Genomic DNA, 15543 nt, shown 5'->3' with positions numbered 1-15543 from the left:
GACTCACCCGCCCGGAAAGAGTCTTATTTTCCAGACCGGACCATAGATTTGTTGATCTTGGATTTCAACACGTTGCTGGGTTTGAAAACCAGAACCTGACGCGGCAGGATCGGGACTTCCTCGCCGGTCTTGGGATTGCGGCCGATGCGCTCGTTCTTGGAGCGCACCTGGAAGGAGCCGAACGAACTCAGCTTCACATTCTGGCCTGCGACAAGCGCGTCGCCGATCAGATCGAGTACGCGCTCCACCAATTCAGCCGACTCGGTGCGCGAAAGCCCTACTGCTTCGTACACCGCCTCAGCCAAGTCCGCCCGCGTGACAGTCTTCTGTGTCATTACCGCCCCTCCGTCGTTCGCCTGCTGGTTGAAATCCACTTAGGCGCCCCCACCCGCGGACTATTACTAAAGATTAACTCGCCGCCGTTCAGCTGGCAATCTGGCTTAACTATCAACGGCTAGGGAAGTTTGGTGCACTTGTGTACGCTACCAGCGGATGAGCGAGGCACCCCAGGTGAACCCGCCACCCATGGCCTCGATCATCACCAGGTCGCCGCGCTTGATGCGGCCGTCCGTGACGGCGGTGTGCAACGCCAGCGGCACGGAGGCGGCCGAAGTGTTGGCGTGGCGGTCGACGGTCACCACCACCTTCTCGGGCGGCAGGCCCAGCTTCTGGCCGGCGCCGTCGATGATGCGCTTGTTGGCCTGGTGCGGCACGAACCAGTCGAGATCGTCGATGGTATGGCCGGTATCCTCGAGCACCTTGTAGACCACGTCGGTGATCATCCCGACCGCGTGCTTGAAGACCTCGCGACCTTCCATGCGGACGTGGCCCATGGAGCGCGTCGAGCTCGGCCCGCCGTCGGTGTAGAGCTTGTTCCAGTAGTGCCCGTCCGAGCGCAGCGAGGTGGCGAGTACGCCGCGATCCTCGCCGGCCTTGGCGTGGTCCATGATCACGGCCCCTGCCCCGTCGCCGAACAGCACGCAGGTGGTGCGGTCGTTCCAGTCGAGGATGCGCGTCGCCGTCTCGGCGCCGATCACCAGGGCGCGCTTGGCCAGCCCGTTCTTGAGGTACGAGTCGGCCGTCGCCACGGCATAGACGAAGCCCGAGCACACGGCCTGGATGTCGAAGGCGGCGCCGTGGTGCATGCCGAGCTTCTGCTGGACCACCGCGGCAGTGGCGGGAAAGGTCATGTCCGGAGTCGTGGTCGCGACGACGATCAGGTCGACGTCGGCGATGTCCATGCCGGCATTCTCGAGCGCCTTGCGGCCAGCCGCGGCGGCGAGGTCGGACGTGTTCTCGCCCTCGGCGGCGACATGGCGCTGCTTGATGCCCGTGCGCTGCTGGATCCACTCGTCGGAGGTGTCGACCAGCTTGGCGAGTTCGTCATTGGTCATGACGCGCGCCGGCAGGTAGGCGCCGACGCTGCGGATGATGGATTTCTTCTCGGTCACGCGGGTTTGGCCTCGGGTTCGGCGGTGGCCGGCGGCGCCGGCGTCACGGTGAGGGTTGGGAAGCGGCGCAGGCCCTCGGCGATCTTGTCCATCACCCGGTTGCGCGCCATTTCGTAGGCAAGTCCGAGCGCGCCCTTGAAGCCGATCTCGTCGGTGCCGCCGTGCGACTTGATGACGATGCCGTTGAGACCCAGGAACACGCCGCCATTGATGTTGCGGGGGTCGAGCTTGCGCTTGAGCGCCTGCAGGGCCTGGGAGGCGATGGCCGCGCCGATCATCGACACGATGTCGGCCTTCAGCGCCTCGCGGATATAGGTGCCGACCTGGCGGGCCGTGCCTTCGGCGGTCTTGAGCGCGATGTTGCCGGCAAAGCCCTCGGTCACCACCACGTCGACGGTGCCCTTGCCGATATCGTCGCCTTCGACGAAGCCGTGGTAGACGAAGCCCTCGCCGCTCGCCGCCTGAAGGATGCGCGCGGCCTCCTTCACCTCGTCATGGCCCTTCATTTCCTCGGTCCCGACGTTGAGCAGGCCCACGGTGGGCAACTCCTGGTCGAACAGGGCGCGCGCCAGTGCGGCGCCGAGAATCGAGAAGTCGGTCAGCTGCTTGGCGTCGCCGCCGACGGTCGCGCCGACGTCGAGCACGATGATGTCGGTGCGCAGAGTCGGCCAGATGGCTGCGATGGCGGGCCGCGAAATGCCCTCGATCGGACGCAGGCAGAAGGTCGCCATGGCCATCAGCGCGCCGGTATTGCCGCCAGAAATGGCAACGTCCGCCTCACCGTCCTTCACCGACTGCAGCGCCGCCCACATCGAGGAGTTCCCGCGGCCCTTGCGCAGGGCCTGGCTGGGCTTCTCCTCCATGGAGATGACGTTGTCGCAGTTGACGATGCGGGAGACCTTCTTGAGCTCGGGGAACTCGTCGAGGAGTACCGTCAGCTCCGCTTCGCGGCCGTGGAAGATGTAGGTGGTGTTCTTGCGCTCGCGCCAGAACAGGTACGAACCCTGCACCGCCACGCGCGGGCCCTTGTCGCCCCCCATGGCGTCCACGGAAATACGGATGGTGTCGCTCATGGCTGCCCGATCCAGCGCCCCCACATGGGGACGGAAAACATAGTCGTCAAACGCTTACCTCACGAGCCTCGATGCCGGAAGCCCCGGCCTCAGCCCTTGTCCTCGGGAGTCTTGAGGATTTTGAGGCCGGCGAAAGGCAGTTCGCTCTCCGTGTCGCCATCATCGCCAATTGCTCCCAGGCTTTCGCCGGGCAGCTTGGGATAGGGCTCCAGGGCCAGCGCGACCGTCTCCATGATCAGGGCCGAGAGATCGGCTTCGTTGCCTTCGAAATGGTCCGGCAGGTCGTCGCCTTCAAGATCGACGAAGATCTCGGCGTCCGCAGGCCCGGCATACTCCTTCTCGCCACCGGGCAGGAAGATGCGATCGACGCTTTCCTCGATCTCCTGCGTCACCGGCTCGAGCGAAATCACGCTGGGCTGCACGGTGGTCGCCCAGAGCCGCCCGGCCACGCGGATACCGCCCTTGAAGCGCACCGCGTGCAGCTTGACCTCGAGTTTTTCCAAGGCCGTGATGCCGATCGCATCGGCAATCGCGAGCCGCTCCTCGGGGCCAACGGTGAATTCGAGGTCCCTGCCGGCCGACGGCATCGAATCGAGCCGGATGCTCGCATCGGCGATTCTGAAGGTACTGGGGTGAGCACTCATGCCGCTGCCGCCATTTCGAGCTTGCCGCCGGTGATCGCCTCGAGCGGCTGGCCGGCCAGGTTTTCGGACTGAACGAAGAGATATGCCGCCAGTTCCGCGGGGCGGGCGTTGTCGGCGTCGGCGAGGATGTTGCGCTTGAGCACGGCTTCCACCCCTGCCCGGTCACCGCGGTCGATCGCCTCGTTGATGCCGGTCATCAGCGCATAGAAGATCTCGGTCATCTTGCGCACCTTCTTGGGCACGCCGAGGTCCGTGACGCCCATTTCACGCAGGTTTCGGTCCATGTCCTTGAAGAACAGGTCGAACAGCGCCTGGCTGAAATCGGTCGTGGCCTTGTCGTCCCGCAGGCGGCGGAACAGCAGCGCCATGTGCAGCGAGATCATGTCGAAGCGGCCCGTCACCGTGTCCGGAACGCCCCACTCGGCGTAGAAGACGGGCTGCCGGGATTGCGCCACAATGGCTCGGTAGACCGAATAAAGGGCGTCCGAGGCCGGTTTTTTTCTGAACAAGTTCAATATCATCAGTGGCACTCCGCGTTTGTGCGGTACAAGCTTCTGCCGGTGTGGAAGGGTTCAAGGTCGTCGACCTAGCCAGCTTGCCATTGGGCGCCTTTGACAGCTAAACAGTGCCCGCCCGGCCAAGGCCGAGCTAATAGTAGACAGGGATCGGGAAAGTCAAATTGATGCCTCTGCGCAGCTTCACAAACCGCCTCCTCCCGATCAGTGCCGCCGTGGTGCTGGGGCTGACGCTGTCGGCCTGCTCGAGCGGCATGAGCCTGACGCAGCAGAAGCAACGCGGCTACACGATCTCGGAAGACGCGGTGGCGCAGATTCGCGTCGGCCAGAGCGCCGCGCTCGTCACTGCCGTGCTGGGGTCGCCGCAGGTCACCAACAACTTCGCATCCGAGACCGCCTGGTACTACCTGGGTGAGAAGGTGCAGCAGACCGCGTTCGGCATGGAGCTGAACAAGGAGCGCACCCTGCTCGTCGTCTACTTCGACAAGAAGAACAAGGTCGTCGACACCGAGCGGCTCGGGATCAAGGACGGCAAGATGTTCAACATCGAGAGCCGCCGCACCCCGTCCTACGGCCAGGACCGCACCTTCCTCGAATCGATCCTCAGCTCGATCTAGCGCCCGAACGGCGCCAGACGCCGTTCAGGATCGCAGCAAGCTTCGTTCAGATTTCGCGACTTGTCAGGTCAGCTCCGCTGACCTGCTCGGCCCCAGGCTGCCCCAGGCCAGTGCCAGGATGGCGGCCGTAGCGACGACGATCGCCAGCAGGTTGATCGTCTGCCACCCCACCACCTGCAGCAGCACGCCCGAGGCGATCGAGGCCACGGCCATCACGCCGAACACCACCTGCTCGTTCAGTCCCTGCACCCGCGCCGCCTCTTCGGGGCGGTAGGCGATGGACAGCATGGCGGTTGAGGCGATGAACCCGAAGTTCCAGCCAACCCCCAGCAGAATCAGCGAAATGTTGAAGTGGAGCGTGCTGATACCGTTGAGGTTCACCGCCGCTGCCGCGAGGATGGCGAGCAGGCCGATGGCCGCCGTCATCGGCGCCCCGAGTCGCGTGATCACCGCGCCAGTGATGAAGCTCGGCGCGAACATCGAGACGATGTGCCACTGGATGGCGAAGGCCGCGTCCTCGCTGGTGTGCCCGCACACGTAGACCATGGCGAGCGGCGCCGCGACCATCACCAGCACCATCAGCGAGTAGGACGCCGCCGCAGCCAGCATCGGCACCCAGATGCTCCTGTCCCGCAGCAGAACCGGCAGCGAGCGCCCGGCCTTGCGGCCCTCGGCTTGCTGCACCGTCGGCGCCAGTCGCGTGAGCCAGAGGACGCCGATGGCAACGATCGCAAGCCCCGCCATCACCAGGTAGGTGGCGGTGAACTCGTGGCCCGGGAACCAGTCCTTGGTGTGGGCGCTGAGCTGTGGCCCGAGGAATCCGGACACCACGCCACCGAAGAGCACCCACGAGATGGCGCGGGACTTGAGCCCTTCCGGCACGCTGTCCGCCGCCGCGAAACGATACTGGTTGGCGAAGGCGGCCGGCGCACCCAGCGCGGCGAGCGCCACGCAGAACAGCACGAACCAGCCCATCCATGCGGCAAAGGCGGCAACCAGCGCAGCGGGTATGGCGATGGCGGCGCCAAGGGCGAGTCCATTCCGCCTGCCCCACGAGTGGATGAGCCAGGCGGCCGGCCCCGTTGCGAGGGCCGTGCCGATGATCATCAGCGATACCGGTACGGTGGCGAAGGCCTTGTCGGCGACCATGCCGGCAGCCGTAAGCGAGGCGATCGACATCAGGATCGCCTGGTTCGAACCCATGATTGCCTGGGCGACGGCGAGCAGGCCAATGTTCCGGACGGGCGACCCAGTGCTGGTGCCAGCGCGCCCGTGCATCATGGCTACCTGGTCTTGGCCGGGTCGTTGTCGCGCCCCGCGGTCTTGGCCACCTGGTCGAGCACGGCGTTGACCATCCGTGGCGCCTCGTCCTCGTAGAAGGCCTTGGCGACGTCGACATACTCGGTGATCACGACCCGCGCCGGGATATCCCGGCGCTTCAGCAACTCGAAAGTCGCGGCGCGGAGGATAGCGCGGAGCGTGGCGTCGATCCGGCCCATCGGCCAGGTGTCGACCAGCGCGGTGTCCACCGCCGGGTCGATCTGCAGCTGGGACTTGATCACGCCGGAGACGATCTGGCGGAAGAAGTCCGCATCGGCCGGCAGATATTCCTCGCCCTCGATCTCGCGGCCGACATGGATGGCGCTGAACTGGGCCAGCGTATCCTCGAGCGTCTGCCGGCCCACATCCATCTGGTACAGGGCCTGGACGGCCGCCAGCCTTGCCGCTCCACGCTGGTTGGCGGGACGGGGAGCAGAAGGATCGCGCGGCTTAGGCTGGGACATATATAAAGGACGTTCTGTTACGCGCTCGAGTGGCGCAATGTTCGGCCCGCAGATTTAGTCCAGCAGGCTCAAGGACCGCAATCTCAATCGTCGCGGTTGGGTTTGCTCCGCTCGTCGTTCCCGAGTTCAGTCAGGAACGACCGGAAATCATCGGCCGCCGAGAAGTTCTTGTAAACGGAGGCGAAGCGCACAAATGCGACATCGTCGAGCCCCTTGAGGCCCTCCATCACGAACTCCCCGATCTGGTCGGAGGTAACCTCGGATTCGCCGAGGCTTTCGAGCTGACGGACGACGCCCGAGATCATGCGCTCGACGCGCTCGGGTTCGACATCCCGCTTGCGCAGCGCCGTATTCACCGACCGCTCGAGCTTGTCGCGGTCGAACGGCACCTTGCGGCCGGATTTCTTCACCACCAGCAGCTCGCGCAGCTGCACGCGCTCAAAGGTGGTGAAGCGGCCGCCGCAGGCATTGCAGATCCTGCGGCGGCGAATGGCGTTGGAGTCCTCGGTCGGCCGGCTGTCCTTGACCTGCGTATCGTCGTTTCCGCAATAGGGACAGCGCATCAGAGGTACATCCTCGAACAGGTCCAGGGCCGGGCAGCGGTCGGCTCCCCTCCCCCTTGAGGGGAGGGGTTGGGGGTGGGGGTCCATCGGTTCATGAACCGCACTACCCCCTCCCCGGCCCTCCCCTCAAGGGGGAGGGAGGCCGCAGACGACAGCGAGGACCTGATCGAGCCCATGGCCTCAGTCGGCGTAGATCGGGAAGCGGGCGGTGAGGGCTTTCACCTTCTCGCGCACGGCGGCTTCCACTGCGGCGTTGCCCTCGTCCGAATTGGCTTCACGCAGGCCATCAAGAACCTCGACGATCAGCTTGCCGATCTCACGGAATTCCGCTTCGCCGAAGCCACGGCTGGTCGCCGCCGGCGTGCCGAGACGGACACCCGAGGTGACGAACGGCTTTTCCGGATCGAACGGGATGCCGTTCTTGTTGCAGGTGATGAAGGCGCGACCCAGGCCGGCTTCCGCCCGCTTGCCGGTCGCATTCTTCTTGCGAAGGTCGACCAGCATCAGGTGGTTGTCGGTACCGCCCGAGACGACGTCGAGGCCGTTCTCCACCAGCGTCGCGGCCAGCGTGCGGGCGTTCGAGACGACCTGCTGAGCATAGGCCTTGAACTCGGGCTGCAGCGCTTCCTTGAACGCCACGGCCTTGGCGGCGATGACGTGCATCAGCGGCCCGCCCTGGAGGCCCGGGAACACGGCCGAGTTGATCTTCTTGGCGATGTCCTCGTCGTTGCTGAGGATCATGCCGCCGCGCGGGCCGCGGAGCGACTTGTGGGTGGTCGTCGTCACCACATGCGCATGCGGCACCGGCGAGGGATGCACACCACCGGCGACGAGGCCGGCGATGTGAGCCATGTCGACCATCAGATAGGCGCCGATCTCGTCGGCGATCTCGCGGAACTTCGCCCAGTCCCAGACGCGCGAATAGGCCGTGCCGCCGGCGAGGATCAGCTTGGGCTTGTGCTCGCGGGCCTTGGCCGCGACATCGTCCATGTCGAGCAGGTTGTCGTCACGGCGCACGCCGTAGGAGATGACGTTGAACCACTTGCCGCTCATGTTGACCGGCGAGCCGTGGGTCAGGTGACCGCCCGAGTTCAGGTCGAGGCCCATGAAGGTATCGCCCGGCTGCAGCAGCGCGAGGAACACGGCCTGGTTCATCTGCGAGCCCGAATTGGGCTGGACGTTGGCGAAGTTCGAGCCGAACAGCTGCTTGGCGCGCTCGATCGCGAGGTTCTCGGCGATGTCCACGTACTGGCAGCCGCCGTAGTAGCGCTTGCCCGGGTAACCCTCGGCGTACTTGTTGGTCATGATCGAGCCCTGGGCCTCGAGCACGGCCTTGGACACGATGTTCTCGGACGCGATCAGCTCGATCTCGTGCTGCTGGCGACCGAGTTCGAGCTGGATGGCCTCGGCGATCTCGGGATCGGTCTCGGCCAGCGTGTTGGAAAAGAAGCGCGGAAAGAGCGGAAGGTTCGCGGCGGCGCTCATTGGCGTCTCCCGGAGCAGAAGAGGTAAGTGGCGTGTGGGCCGGGCTGCGTGTAGCACGCCGGCTCCGGCGATTCCAAGCTGGCGACAGCCTGGCGGTTACTGCGGGATGTAGGGTTCATACGGGCTCCCATGAGGTTGCGACGGGTGCCCAGGCGAGCGGCAGCTTCTCGTTCGCGTTCCCCGATGGTGCCCCATCTGATCTCGCCAGTCGCGCGAACGGTGCCGTTATCGCAGACTTGGCCGGACGAGAAAAGCCCCTGCCCCGGCGTCCCCTAGTCCTTTGGCGGTCTTCTCGATGCGATCAGGCGGCCGCTCCCCGTCTCCACGCCTGCCCAGTCATTGGCGTCGAAGTCGAGAACCACGATGGCGCCGGTCGCCATCGGACCAGGTCCAACTCCGCCTGTCAGGAGCTCTGCCGTTGCCGAGATCGCCATGTTGTGTCCAACCAGCATGAGGGTGCGCGCCTTCCCGCGCTCGCGGATCAGGTCCAAGTAGTGCTCGTCGCGCAGGTCGTAGACCCGCCGCTCGAAGTCCAGCTGATCAGCTTCGATGCCGGACAGGGTCAGGGTCTCGCGGGTGCGGGTGGCCGGCGAGCAGAGGATCTGGGTCGGCAACCAGCCCTCGGCACGCACAGTCTCACCTATCCACGCCGCCGCCCGCCGTCCGCGCGGCGCCAGGGGACGATCGAAATCTGCCAGATCGGGGCTGTCCCATGCTGACTTGGCATGCCGGACGAGGATGAGACGCAGCACGGTTCGTACTCCTTCGCACCAGTGATCCACATTTCTCGCGCGGCAGGCAACCAAAGCGCCTGTCGCAGGGTTTGGCCAACGGCCTCACGACATAACCCAAGAAGGGAGAAGGACGATGCAAAAGCTCGCCCTTGCCGCATGTGCGGCTGCTGTCGTCGGCGTTCTGGCGACTTCTACACCTGCCGATGCTCAACGCTTTGGCGGCGGCGGCGGTCGCAGCTTTGGTGGAGGAGGCAACTTCGGCCACATGAGCAACTGGGGCGGCGGTGGTCGCTACATGAACTTCAACCGCGGCCGCAACTTTGGCGCCTGGGGTGGCGGCGGCCGGTACTGGAACAACTGGAACGGCAACCGGTGGGGTAACCGCTGGAGCAACTGGGGCGGCGGCCGCTACTGGAACAACTGGAACGGTGGCCGGTACTGGAACCGCGGACGGTATTGGAACAACTGGAACTACCGCCCGTGGGGCTGGGGACTGGGAGCCGGGATACTCGGCTTTGCAGCAGGCGCTGCCCTGGCGAACAGCTATGACGACAACTACGTCAACCAGCAGGTCATCGTCGTCGACAGCAACCACGTCCTTCGCTGCCAGGCGCGCTATCGGTCCTACAACCCGCAGACCGACATGTTCCTCGGCTTCGACGGCCAGTTCCACGTCTGCCGTCTCTAGGTGCCCAAGCATGGGGGATGCTGCCCCTGCTGCATCCCCCACCGAGAGCATGGCCGGCCCATCCGGGCGCGGCCGGGAAACCGTCTTTCAAGCAGAAATGAGGCGATGAACCTCGTTTTTGGAGCGTTTTTCTAGCAACCATTGCTGCAACCGACGGGTTTGCCCATCGCCTCACGACATGACCCAAGAAAGGGAGAAGGACGATGCTCAAGCTCGCCCTTGCCGCTGCGGCGGCGACTGTCGTCGGCATGACGGCAATTTCGACTACCCCGGCCCTGGCCCAGTACGTCTCCGGCGGCCCGAGTACCGGATACTACTTCGAACCGGGCCTGACGAACGGCCCAGAGACGGGCCTTGCCTGCATCGACTTCAATCTGTGCGAGGAGCATGACGGCTACCTCAACATGTGGGGCGGCGCCTACCCGGACCCCTCACGCTATTCCAACCGCTGGAACTATGGGCTCGGAAGTGACGACGCGGTGGTCTACAGGCCACTCGTGGTCGAAGACCCCACATACGCAATCGATCCGGGCGACCGGTACTTCAACCGCTGGGGGGGCGATCCGATGCCCGGACCCGCCGTTGTCCAGGGTGCGCCGATCGTGGTCGCCGGCCCGGGCATAGGGCCGGACGAAGCCCTCGAGGACGAAACTCTGGATGCGGACACCGTGAACAGCGAGACAGTCACCCGTGGAGGCTACATGAACAGGGCTGTCCCGTTTGAAGGCAACGCGGTGAACAGAGCCCTGACCATCGACGAGGACAAGGCGGCGCGCTGCGACGCCCGCTATCAGTCGTACGACGCCGATACCAATACGTTTCTCGGCTTCGACGGTCAGCTGCACGAGTGCCGCCTCTGAGTGGCAGAATCACTGGGGGTGCGGCCACGCTGCGCCCCCAGCCGCGAGGCATGTCGCTATAGTGCGAAAATGATTCGCAAGAACCCCAGCACCCCATGAGCGACGACAAGACCCTGCCGCCGGAAGGCGAGAAAACCGAGGTCGTCGATCTGAAGCATGCGCTCGAAGAGCGCTATCTCTCCTACGCCCTTTCCACCATCACGCAGCGCGCCCTGCCCGATGCCCGCGACGGCCTGAAGCCGGTGCACCGCCGGATTCTCCACGCCATGCGGCTGCTGCGGCTCGATCCGGGCGGCGCCTACAAGAAGTCGGCCAAGGTCGTCGGCGACGTGATCGGTAGCTTCCACCCGCACGGCGACCAGTCGATCTACGACGCCATGGTCCGCCTGGCGCAGGACTTTGCCATGCGCTACCCGCTGGTGGACGGCCAGGGGAACTTCGGCAATATCGACGGCGACGGAGCGGCGGCCTACCGCTACACCGAAGCGCGCATGACCGAGGTGGCGCAGCGCCTGCTCGAGGGCATCAGCGAGAACGCAGTCGACTTCAAGCCGACCTATGACGGCGCCACCGAGGAACCCTCGGTACTGCCGGCGAACTTCCCGAACCTGCTAGCGAACGGCTCGACCGGCATCGCCGTCGGCATGGCGACCTCGATCCCGCCGCACAACGTCCACGAGATCTGCGACGCGGCGCTGCACCTCATCAACCACGGTCGTGACGACACCACGACGGCCGACCTGATGCACCATATTCCCGGTCCGGATTTCCCGACCGGCGGCATCCTGGTCGAAAGCCAGGCGTCCATCCTCAATTCCTATGAGACCGGCCGCGGCTCGTTCCGCCTGCGCGCCCGCTGGGAGCGCGAGGACAAGGGACGCGGCGTCTACCAGATCGTCGTCACCGAGATCCCCTATGGGGTGCAGAAGTCCAAGCTCGTCGAAAAGATCGCCGAGCTGCTGCTCGCGAAGAAGTTGCCGCTGCTCAAGGACATCCGCGACGAGAGCGCCGACGACGTCCGGCTGGTCATCGAGCCGCGGGCCGGCACGGTCGATCCGGCCATCCTGATGGAGCAGCTGTTCAAGCTTTCCGATCTCGAGCAGCGCGTCTCGCTCAACATGAACGTCCTCGACCGTGGGGTCGTGCCGCGGGTGATGGGCCTCAAGGAGGCGATCGTCGCCTGGCTCGAGCACCGCAAGGACGTGCTGGTGCGCCGCACCAACAACCGGCTGGCCGAGATCGCCCGCCGCCTCGAGGTGCTCGACGGCTACATCGTTGCCTACCTCAACCTCGACGAGGTGATCCGCATCATCCGCGAGGAGGACGATGCCAAGGCGTCGTTGATGGCGACCTTCAGCCTGACGGACGTCCAGGCCGAGGCTATCCTCAACATGCGGCTCCGGTCGCTGCGCAAGCTCGAGGAGATCGAGCTCCGCACCGAGCACAAGAACCTCAGCGATGAGCAGGCGCACCTCAACGCCCTGATCGCGTCGGACAAGAAGCAGTGGGGCGAGATCGCCAAGCAGATCGGCGACCTCAAGAAGGCCTATCCGAAGTTCGAGAAGGACGGGGTCACCCGGCACCCGTTGTGGGGTCGCAAGACCGATTTCGCCGAAGCACTGGACATCGACCACGAGGAAGTGGCGACCCAGATGATCGAGCGCGAGCCCATCACCGTGATCCTCTCCGAGAAGGGCTGGATCCGTTCGATGAAGGGCCACACGAGCGACATCGACGAGAAGGGCTTCAAGACCGGCGACCGGCTGAAGCTGTTCATCCACGCCCAGACGACGGACAAGCTGCTGCTGCTCTCGACGGGCGGCAAGGTCTTCACCCTCTCCGGCGACCGCCTCCCTGGCGGCCGCAGCCAGGGCGAGCCGGTACGGCTGATGGTCGATATCGAGGAAGGCCACGACCTGGTCGACCTCTTCGTCTACCGCCCCGGCCGCAAGCGCGTCATCGCCTCGCGCAAGGGCGACGGCTTCATCGTTGCCGAGGACGAACTGATCGCCAACACCCGCAAGGGCAAGCAGGTGCTCAACGTCTCCGATACCGAGGAAGCGCGGCTGATCGTGCCGGTGGATGGCGACATGGTCGCGGTCATCGGCGAGAACCGCAAGATGGTGGTGTTCCCGCTCGAGCAGCTACCCGAGATGGGCCGCGGCAAGGGTGTCCGCCTGCAGAAGTACAAAGACGGCGGCCTGAGCGACCTCAAGACCTTCCCGACCTCGACCGGCCTCACCTGGACGGATTCCTCGGGCCGGACCTACACCAAGACGATGGACGAGCTGGGGGAGTGGATCGGCAACCGCGCCGACGCCGGACGCCAACCGCCGACCGGCTTCCCGCGCAACAACAGGTTCGTGGGGTAAAACCTCTCAGTCGTGCCGGTGACAGGCCGGCACGACATTGGCTAGGGTCGTTTCACAGTTCGGGTGGATCAGCCTGGCTTGGTCCCTACGCCGCGCCAACGCGCGACGGCTCTTCGCCGAGCCAAGCCCGACGACACCATCAGCCACCTCGAAGGTAGCAGGCTAGTGCTGGCCGCCGAACCGGGCGCCGAGCGAATCGGCCAGTTCAACGGCACGCTTGCGCTGCTCGGGCGATGCCACGGACATGGCGTTGTTGAGCAGGTCGCCGATCCAGCTCTCGTCGATCGTGCCGGCGGAGCGGCGCGAGGCAACGGTGAGCCACATCAGGCCCTCGACCTTGTCCCCATCGATGCCCTCGCCATTGAAGAGCATGCTGCCGAGCTTGGCCTGGGCCCCTGCATGCCCCTTGCGGGCCGCGAGGTTGAGCCAGCGCGCGCTCTGGAGCGGGTTGGCGCCGAGTTCGGCATCATCGAGATAGAGTTCGCCAACCTTGTACTGCGCGTCGGCATCGCCGAAGTAGGACGCCGCGTGCATGATCAGCTTGTTCGAGTAGGCCTCGTTCTTCGGGATGCCGGCCTCCGGAAGGCCGGTGCGGTAGTACTCGCCGACCTTGAGGAACGACTGCGCGACGATGTCGGCCTCGACGCCCCTGGGGGCCGTGTCGGCATGCTCGTCGGCGATCTGGCTGAAGTAGCCGAAAGCCTTGACCGGATCCTTGCCGACGCCTTCGCCGGTCTCGTACATGAGACCTAGCTGGAACAGCGCCATCGGCTGGCCGGCCAGCGCCGCATCCTCGAGCGCAGCGATCAGGTCCTTGCTCGAGATGCCGCCACCGGCACCATCGAGCTGGTTGGCCATTGCTAGTGCAGCGTCGGCGGCCGTTTCCGGCGCGGCCGGCAGGGACGGCAGGACGCCGCTCACCTGTGCGGCAGCAGGTCCGCTTGCAGTCGCCATGGCGAGCACAAAACCCACTGCAACGGAAACAAGGGCTCCAGCCCTAAATGTCCGCATACTGCTCCTTCTCGCCCTTTGCACCTGGGTTGGTCAGCGCGCCATAGCGTGCCGGCCCCACCAGTTGGGCATACTTCCAGATGGCGCCCGAGCCATACTCGGTTTCGCGCGGGGCCCACTTGGCCTTGCGCTGGGCAAGCTCGTCGTCGGACACGTCGACGGAAATCTCTCCGGTCGTCGCGTCGAGCGTAATGATGTCGCCGTCCTCGATGAGGGCGATGGGGCCGCCGATGGCTGCCTCCGGGCCGACATGGCCGATGCAGAAGCCGCGCGTGGCGCCCGAGAAGCGGCCGTCGGTGATGAGCGCAACCTTGTCGCCCATGCCCTGGCCGTAGAGCGCCGCCGTCGTCGACAGCATCTCGCGCATGCCCGGGCCGCCCTTGGGACCCTCGTAGCGGATGACGAGCACGTCGCCTTCCTTGTAGGTGCGCTTCTCGACGGCCTCGAAGCACGCCTCTTCATTGTCGAAGACGCGCGCCGGACCGACGAAGCGCAGGGTCTTCAGCCCGGCCACCTTCACGATCGCCCCGTCCGGCGCGAGGTTACCCCTGAGGGACACCACGCCGCCGGTCGGCGAGATCGGGTTGGACGTCGAGCGGATCACGTCCTGCTCGGTGTTGAACTTCACGTTGGCGAGGTTCTCGGCCACGGTCTTGCCGGTGACTGTCATGCAGTCGCCGTGCAGGTATCCGCCGTCGAGCAGCGCCTTCATCACCAGCGGGATGCCGCCGGCTTCGAACAGGTCCTTGGCGACGTACTGCCCGCCCGGCTTGAGGTTGCCGATATAGGGGGTCTTCTTGAAGATCTCACCGACGTCGAACAGGTCGAAGTCGATCCCGGCTTCATGCGCCATCGCCGGCAGATGCAGTGCGGCATTGGTCGAGCCGCCCGTGGCGGCGACGGTCATGGCGGCGTTCTCGAACGCCCTGCGGGTGGCGATATCGCGCGGGCGGAGCTGCACCTTGAGCAGTTCCATCACCTGCTCGCCGGCGGCGGCGCAGAGCGCGTCACGGATTTCGTAGGGGGCCGGAGCGCCACAGCTGTAAGGCAGCGCCAGCCCGATCGCCTCGGCGACCATGGCCATGGTGTTGGCAGTGTACTGGCCGCCGCACGAGCCGGCCGTCGGACAGGCAACGCGTTCGAGCTCGTCGAGGGTCTCGTCGTCCATCTTGCCGACCGAATGGAGGCCGACAGCCTCGAACAGGTCCTGGACCACGACATCGCGACCACGGAAGCGGCCCGGGAGGATCGAGCCGCCATAGATGAAGATCGACGGCACGTTGAGGCGGATCATCGCCATCATCATGCCCGGCAGCGACTTGTCGCAGCCGGCCATGGCAACCAGCGCGTCATACGAGTGGCCACGCATGGTGAGCTCGACCGAATCGGCGATCACGTCGCGCGATGCCAGCGAGGACTTCATGCCGGCATGGCCCATGGCGATGCCGTCGGTCACGGTGATGGTGGTGAACTCGCGCGGGGTGCCGCGATTGGCGGCAACGCCCTTCTTCACGGCCTGCGCCTGGCGGGCCAGCGAGATGTTGCAGGGGGCAGCTTCGTTCCACGCCGTCGCAACACCCACCAGCGGCTGGTGGATCTGCTCGCTCGTCAGGCCCATCGCATAGAGGTACGACCGATGGGGAGCCCGTTCCGGGCCCTCGGTCACATGCCTCGAAGGAAGGCGCGACTTATCGACGTAGTTCGATGCCATTCTTCTTACCTGCGTGTCCGACCCAAAGCCCGCGG

The 15543-nt window shown here is 65.4% G+C and carries 16 protein-coding genes and 1 riboswitch; of the genes, 4 read left to right on the top strand and 12 right to left on the bottom strand.

All coding sequences use genetic code 11. The features are described from left to right. Positions 1–23: 23 nt before the first annotated feature. The 5 genes from PRN20_RS11200 to PRN20_RS11180 form a co-directional block, all read right to left on the bottom strand. Positions 24–335 (bottom strand): integration host factor subunit alpha, encoded by a 312-nt coding sequence (locus PRN20_RS11200; protein WP_273958066.1) that lies wholly within the window; start codon positions 333–335, stop codon positions 24–26. Between the two features lie 147 nt (positions 336–482). Then, positions 483–1451, bottom strand: coding sequence for a beta-ketoacyl-ACP synthase III (locus tag PRN20_RS11195; RefSeq protein WP_273957433.1), 969 nt, complete (start codon positions 1449–1451; stop codon positions 483–485). Continuing rightward, entirely contained in the window at positions 1448–2524 is a 1077-nt protein-coding gene (gene plsX, locus PRN20_RS11190) for a phosphate acyltransferase PlsX (protein WP_273957432.1), read from the bottom strand. The genes PRN20_RS11195 and plsX overlap by 4 nt, the downstream gene beginning before the upstream one ends. Positions 2525–2613: 89 nt before the next feature. Continuing rightward, positions 2614–3168 (bottom strand): YceD family protein, encoded by a 555-nt coding sequence (locus PRN20_RS11185; RefSeq protein WP_273957431.1) that lies wholly within the window; start codon positions 3166–3168, stop codon positions 2614–2616. Beyond that, positions 3165–3677, bottom strand: coding sequence for a ubiquinol-cytochrome C chaperone family protein (locus PRN20_RS11180; RefSeq protein ID WP_273957430.1), 513 nt, complete (start codon positions 3675–3677; stop codon positions 3165–3167). The genes PRN20_RS11185 and PRN20_RS11180 overlap by 4 nt, the downstream gene beginning before the upstream one ends. 173 nt (positions 3678–3850) lie before the next feature. On the opposite strand from PRN20_RS11180, the gene PRN20_RS11175 reads away from it, so the two are divergent. After that, a complete protein-coding gene (locus PRN20_RS11175) occupies positions 3851–4300 on the top strand; it encodes an outer membrane protein assembly factor BamE (protein ID WP_273957429.1) in 450 nt (149 codons plus the stop codon). Between the two features lie 63 nt (positions 4301–4363). Here the strand turns inward: PRN20_RS11175 and PRN20_RS11170 are convergent, their stop codons facing one another. From PRN20_RS11170 to PRN20_RS11150, 5 genes are all read right to left on the bottom strand, one after another. Continuing rightward, entirely contained in the window at positions 4364–5578 is a 1215-nt protein-coding gene (locus PRN20_RS11170; protein WP_273958064.1) for an MFS transporter, read from the bottom strand. A gap of 5 nt (positions 5579–5583) precedes the next feature. Continuing rightward, on the bottom strand, positions 5584–6084 hold the full coding sequence (nusB, locus tag PRN20_RS11165; RefSeq protein ID WP_273957428.1) for a transcription antitermination factor NusB: 501 nt from the start codon (positions 6082–6084) through the stop codon (positions 5584–5586). Between the two features lie 83 nt (positions 6085–6167). Further along, entirely contained in the window at positions 6168–6647 is a 480-nt protein-coding gene (nrdR, locus tag PRN20_RS11160) for a transcriptional regulator NrdR (protein WP_273957427.1), read from the bottom strand. 180 nt (positions 6648–6827) lie between these two features. Beyond that, entirely contained in the window at positions 6828–8132 is a 1305-nt protein-coding gene (glyA, locus tag PRN20_RS11155) for a serine hydroxymethyltransferase (protein ID WP_273957426.1), read from the bottom strand. Positions 8133–8271: 139 nt separating this feature from the next. Continuing rightward, positions 8272–8354, bottom strand: a riboswitch (ZMP/ZTP riboswitch). 50 nt (positions 8355–8404) lie between these two features. Then, complete coding sequence (locus tag PRN20_RS11150) at positions 8405–8884, bottom strand: SixA phosphatase family protein (protein WP_273957425.1); 480 nt, start codon at positions 8882–8884, stop codon at positions 8405–8407. A 115-nt stretch (positions 8885–8999) separates the two neighbouring features. On the opposite strand from PRN20_RS11150, the gene PRN20_RS11145 reads away from it, so the two are divergent. The 3 genes from PRN20_RS11145 (at position 9000) to parC (ending at position 12786) form a co-directional block, all read left to right on the top strand. Further along, positions 9000–9554 (top strand): BA14K family protein, encoded by a 555-nt coding sequence (locus tag PRN20_RS11145; protein ID WP_273957424.1) that lies wholly within the window; start codon positions 9000–9002, stop codon positions 9552–9554. A 203-nt stretch (positions 9555–9757) separates the two neighbouring features. Further along, positions 9758–10414, top strand: a complete 657-nt coding sequence (locus PRN20_RS11140; protein WP_273957423.1) for a BA14K family protein — start codon at positions 9758–9760, stop codon at positions 10412–10414. 95 nt (positions 10415–10509) lie between these two features. Then, entirely contained in the window at positions 10510–12786 is a 2277-nt protein-coding gene (gene parC / locus PRN20_RS11135) for a DNA topoisomerase IV subunit A (RefSeq protein ID WP_273957422.1), read from the top strand. A 162-nt stretch (positions 12787–12948) separates the two neighbouring features. Here parC and PRN20_RS11130 read toward each other — a convergent pair whose 3' ends face one another. Then, a complete protein-coding gene (locus PRN20_RS11130) occupies positions 12949–13740 on the bottom strand; it encodes a tetratricopeptide repeat protein (protein ID WP_273957421.1) in 792 nt (263 codons plus the stop codon). 43 nt (positions 13741–13783) lie between these two features. Continuing rightward, positions 13784–15508: a dihydroxy-acid dehydratase gene (gene ilvD, locus PRN20_RS11125; RefSeq protein ID WP_273957420.1), complete on the bottom strand. Its 1725-nt coding sequence runs from the start codon at positions 15506–15508 to the stop codon at positions 13784–13786. Positions 15509–15543: the final 35 nt, after the last annotated feature.

The organism is Devosia sp. ZB163, from assembly GCF_028613635.1.
In the GTDB taxonomy this organism is placed as follows: Bacteria; Pseudomonadota; Alphaproteobacteria; order Rhizobiales; family Devosiaceae; genus Devosia_A.
The sequence above is the reverse complement of the archived record's forward strand: the minus strand, read 5'-3'. Positions and strand labels throughout refer to the sequence as shown.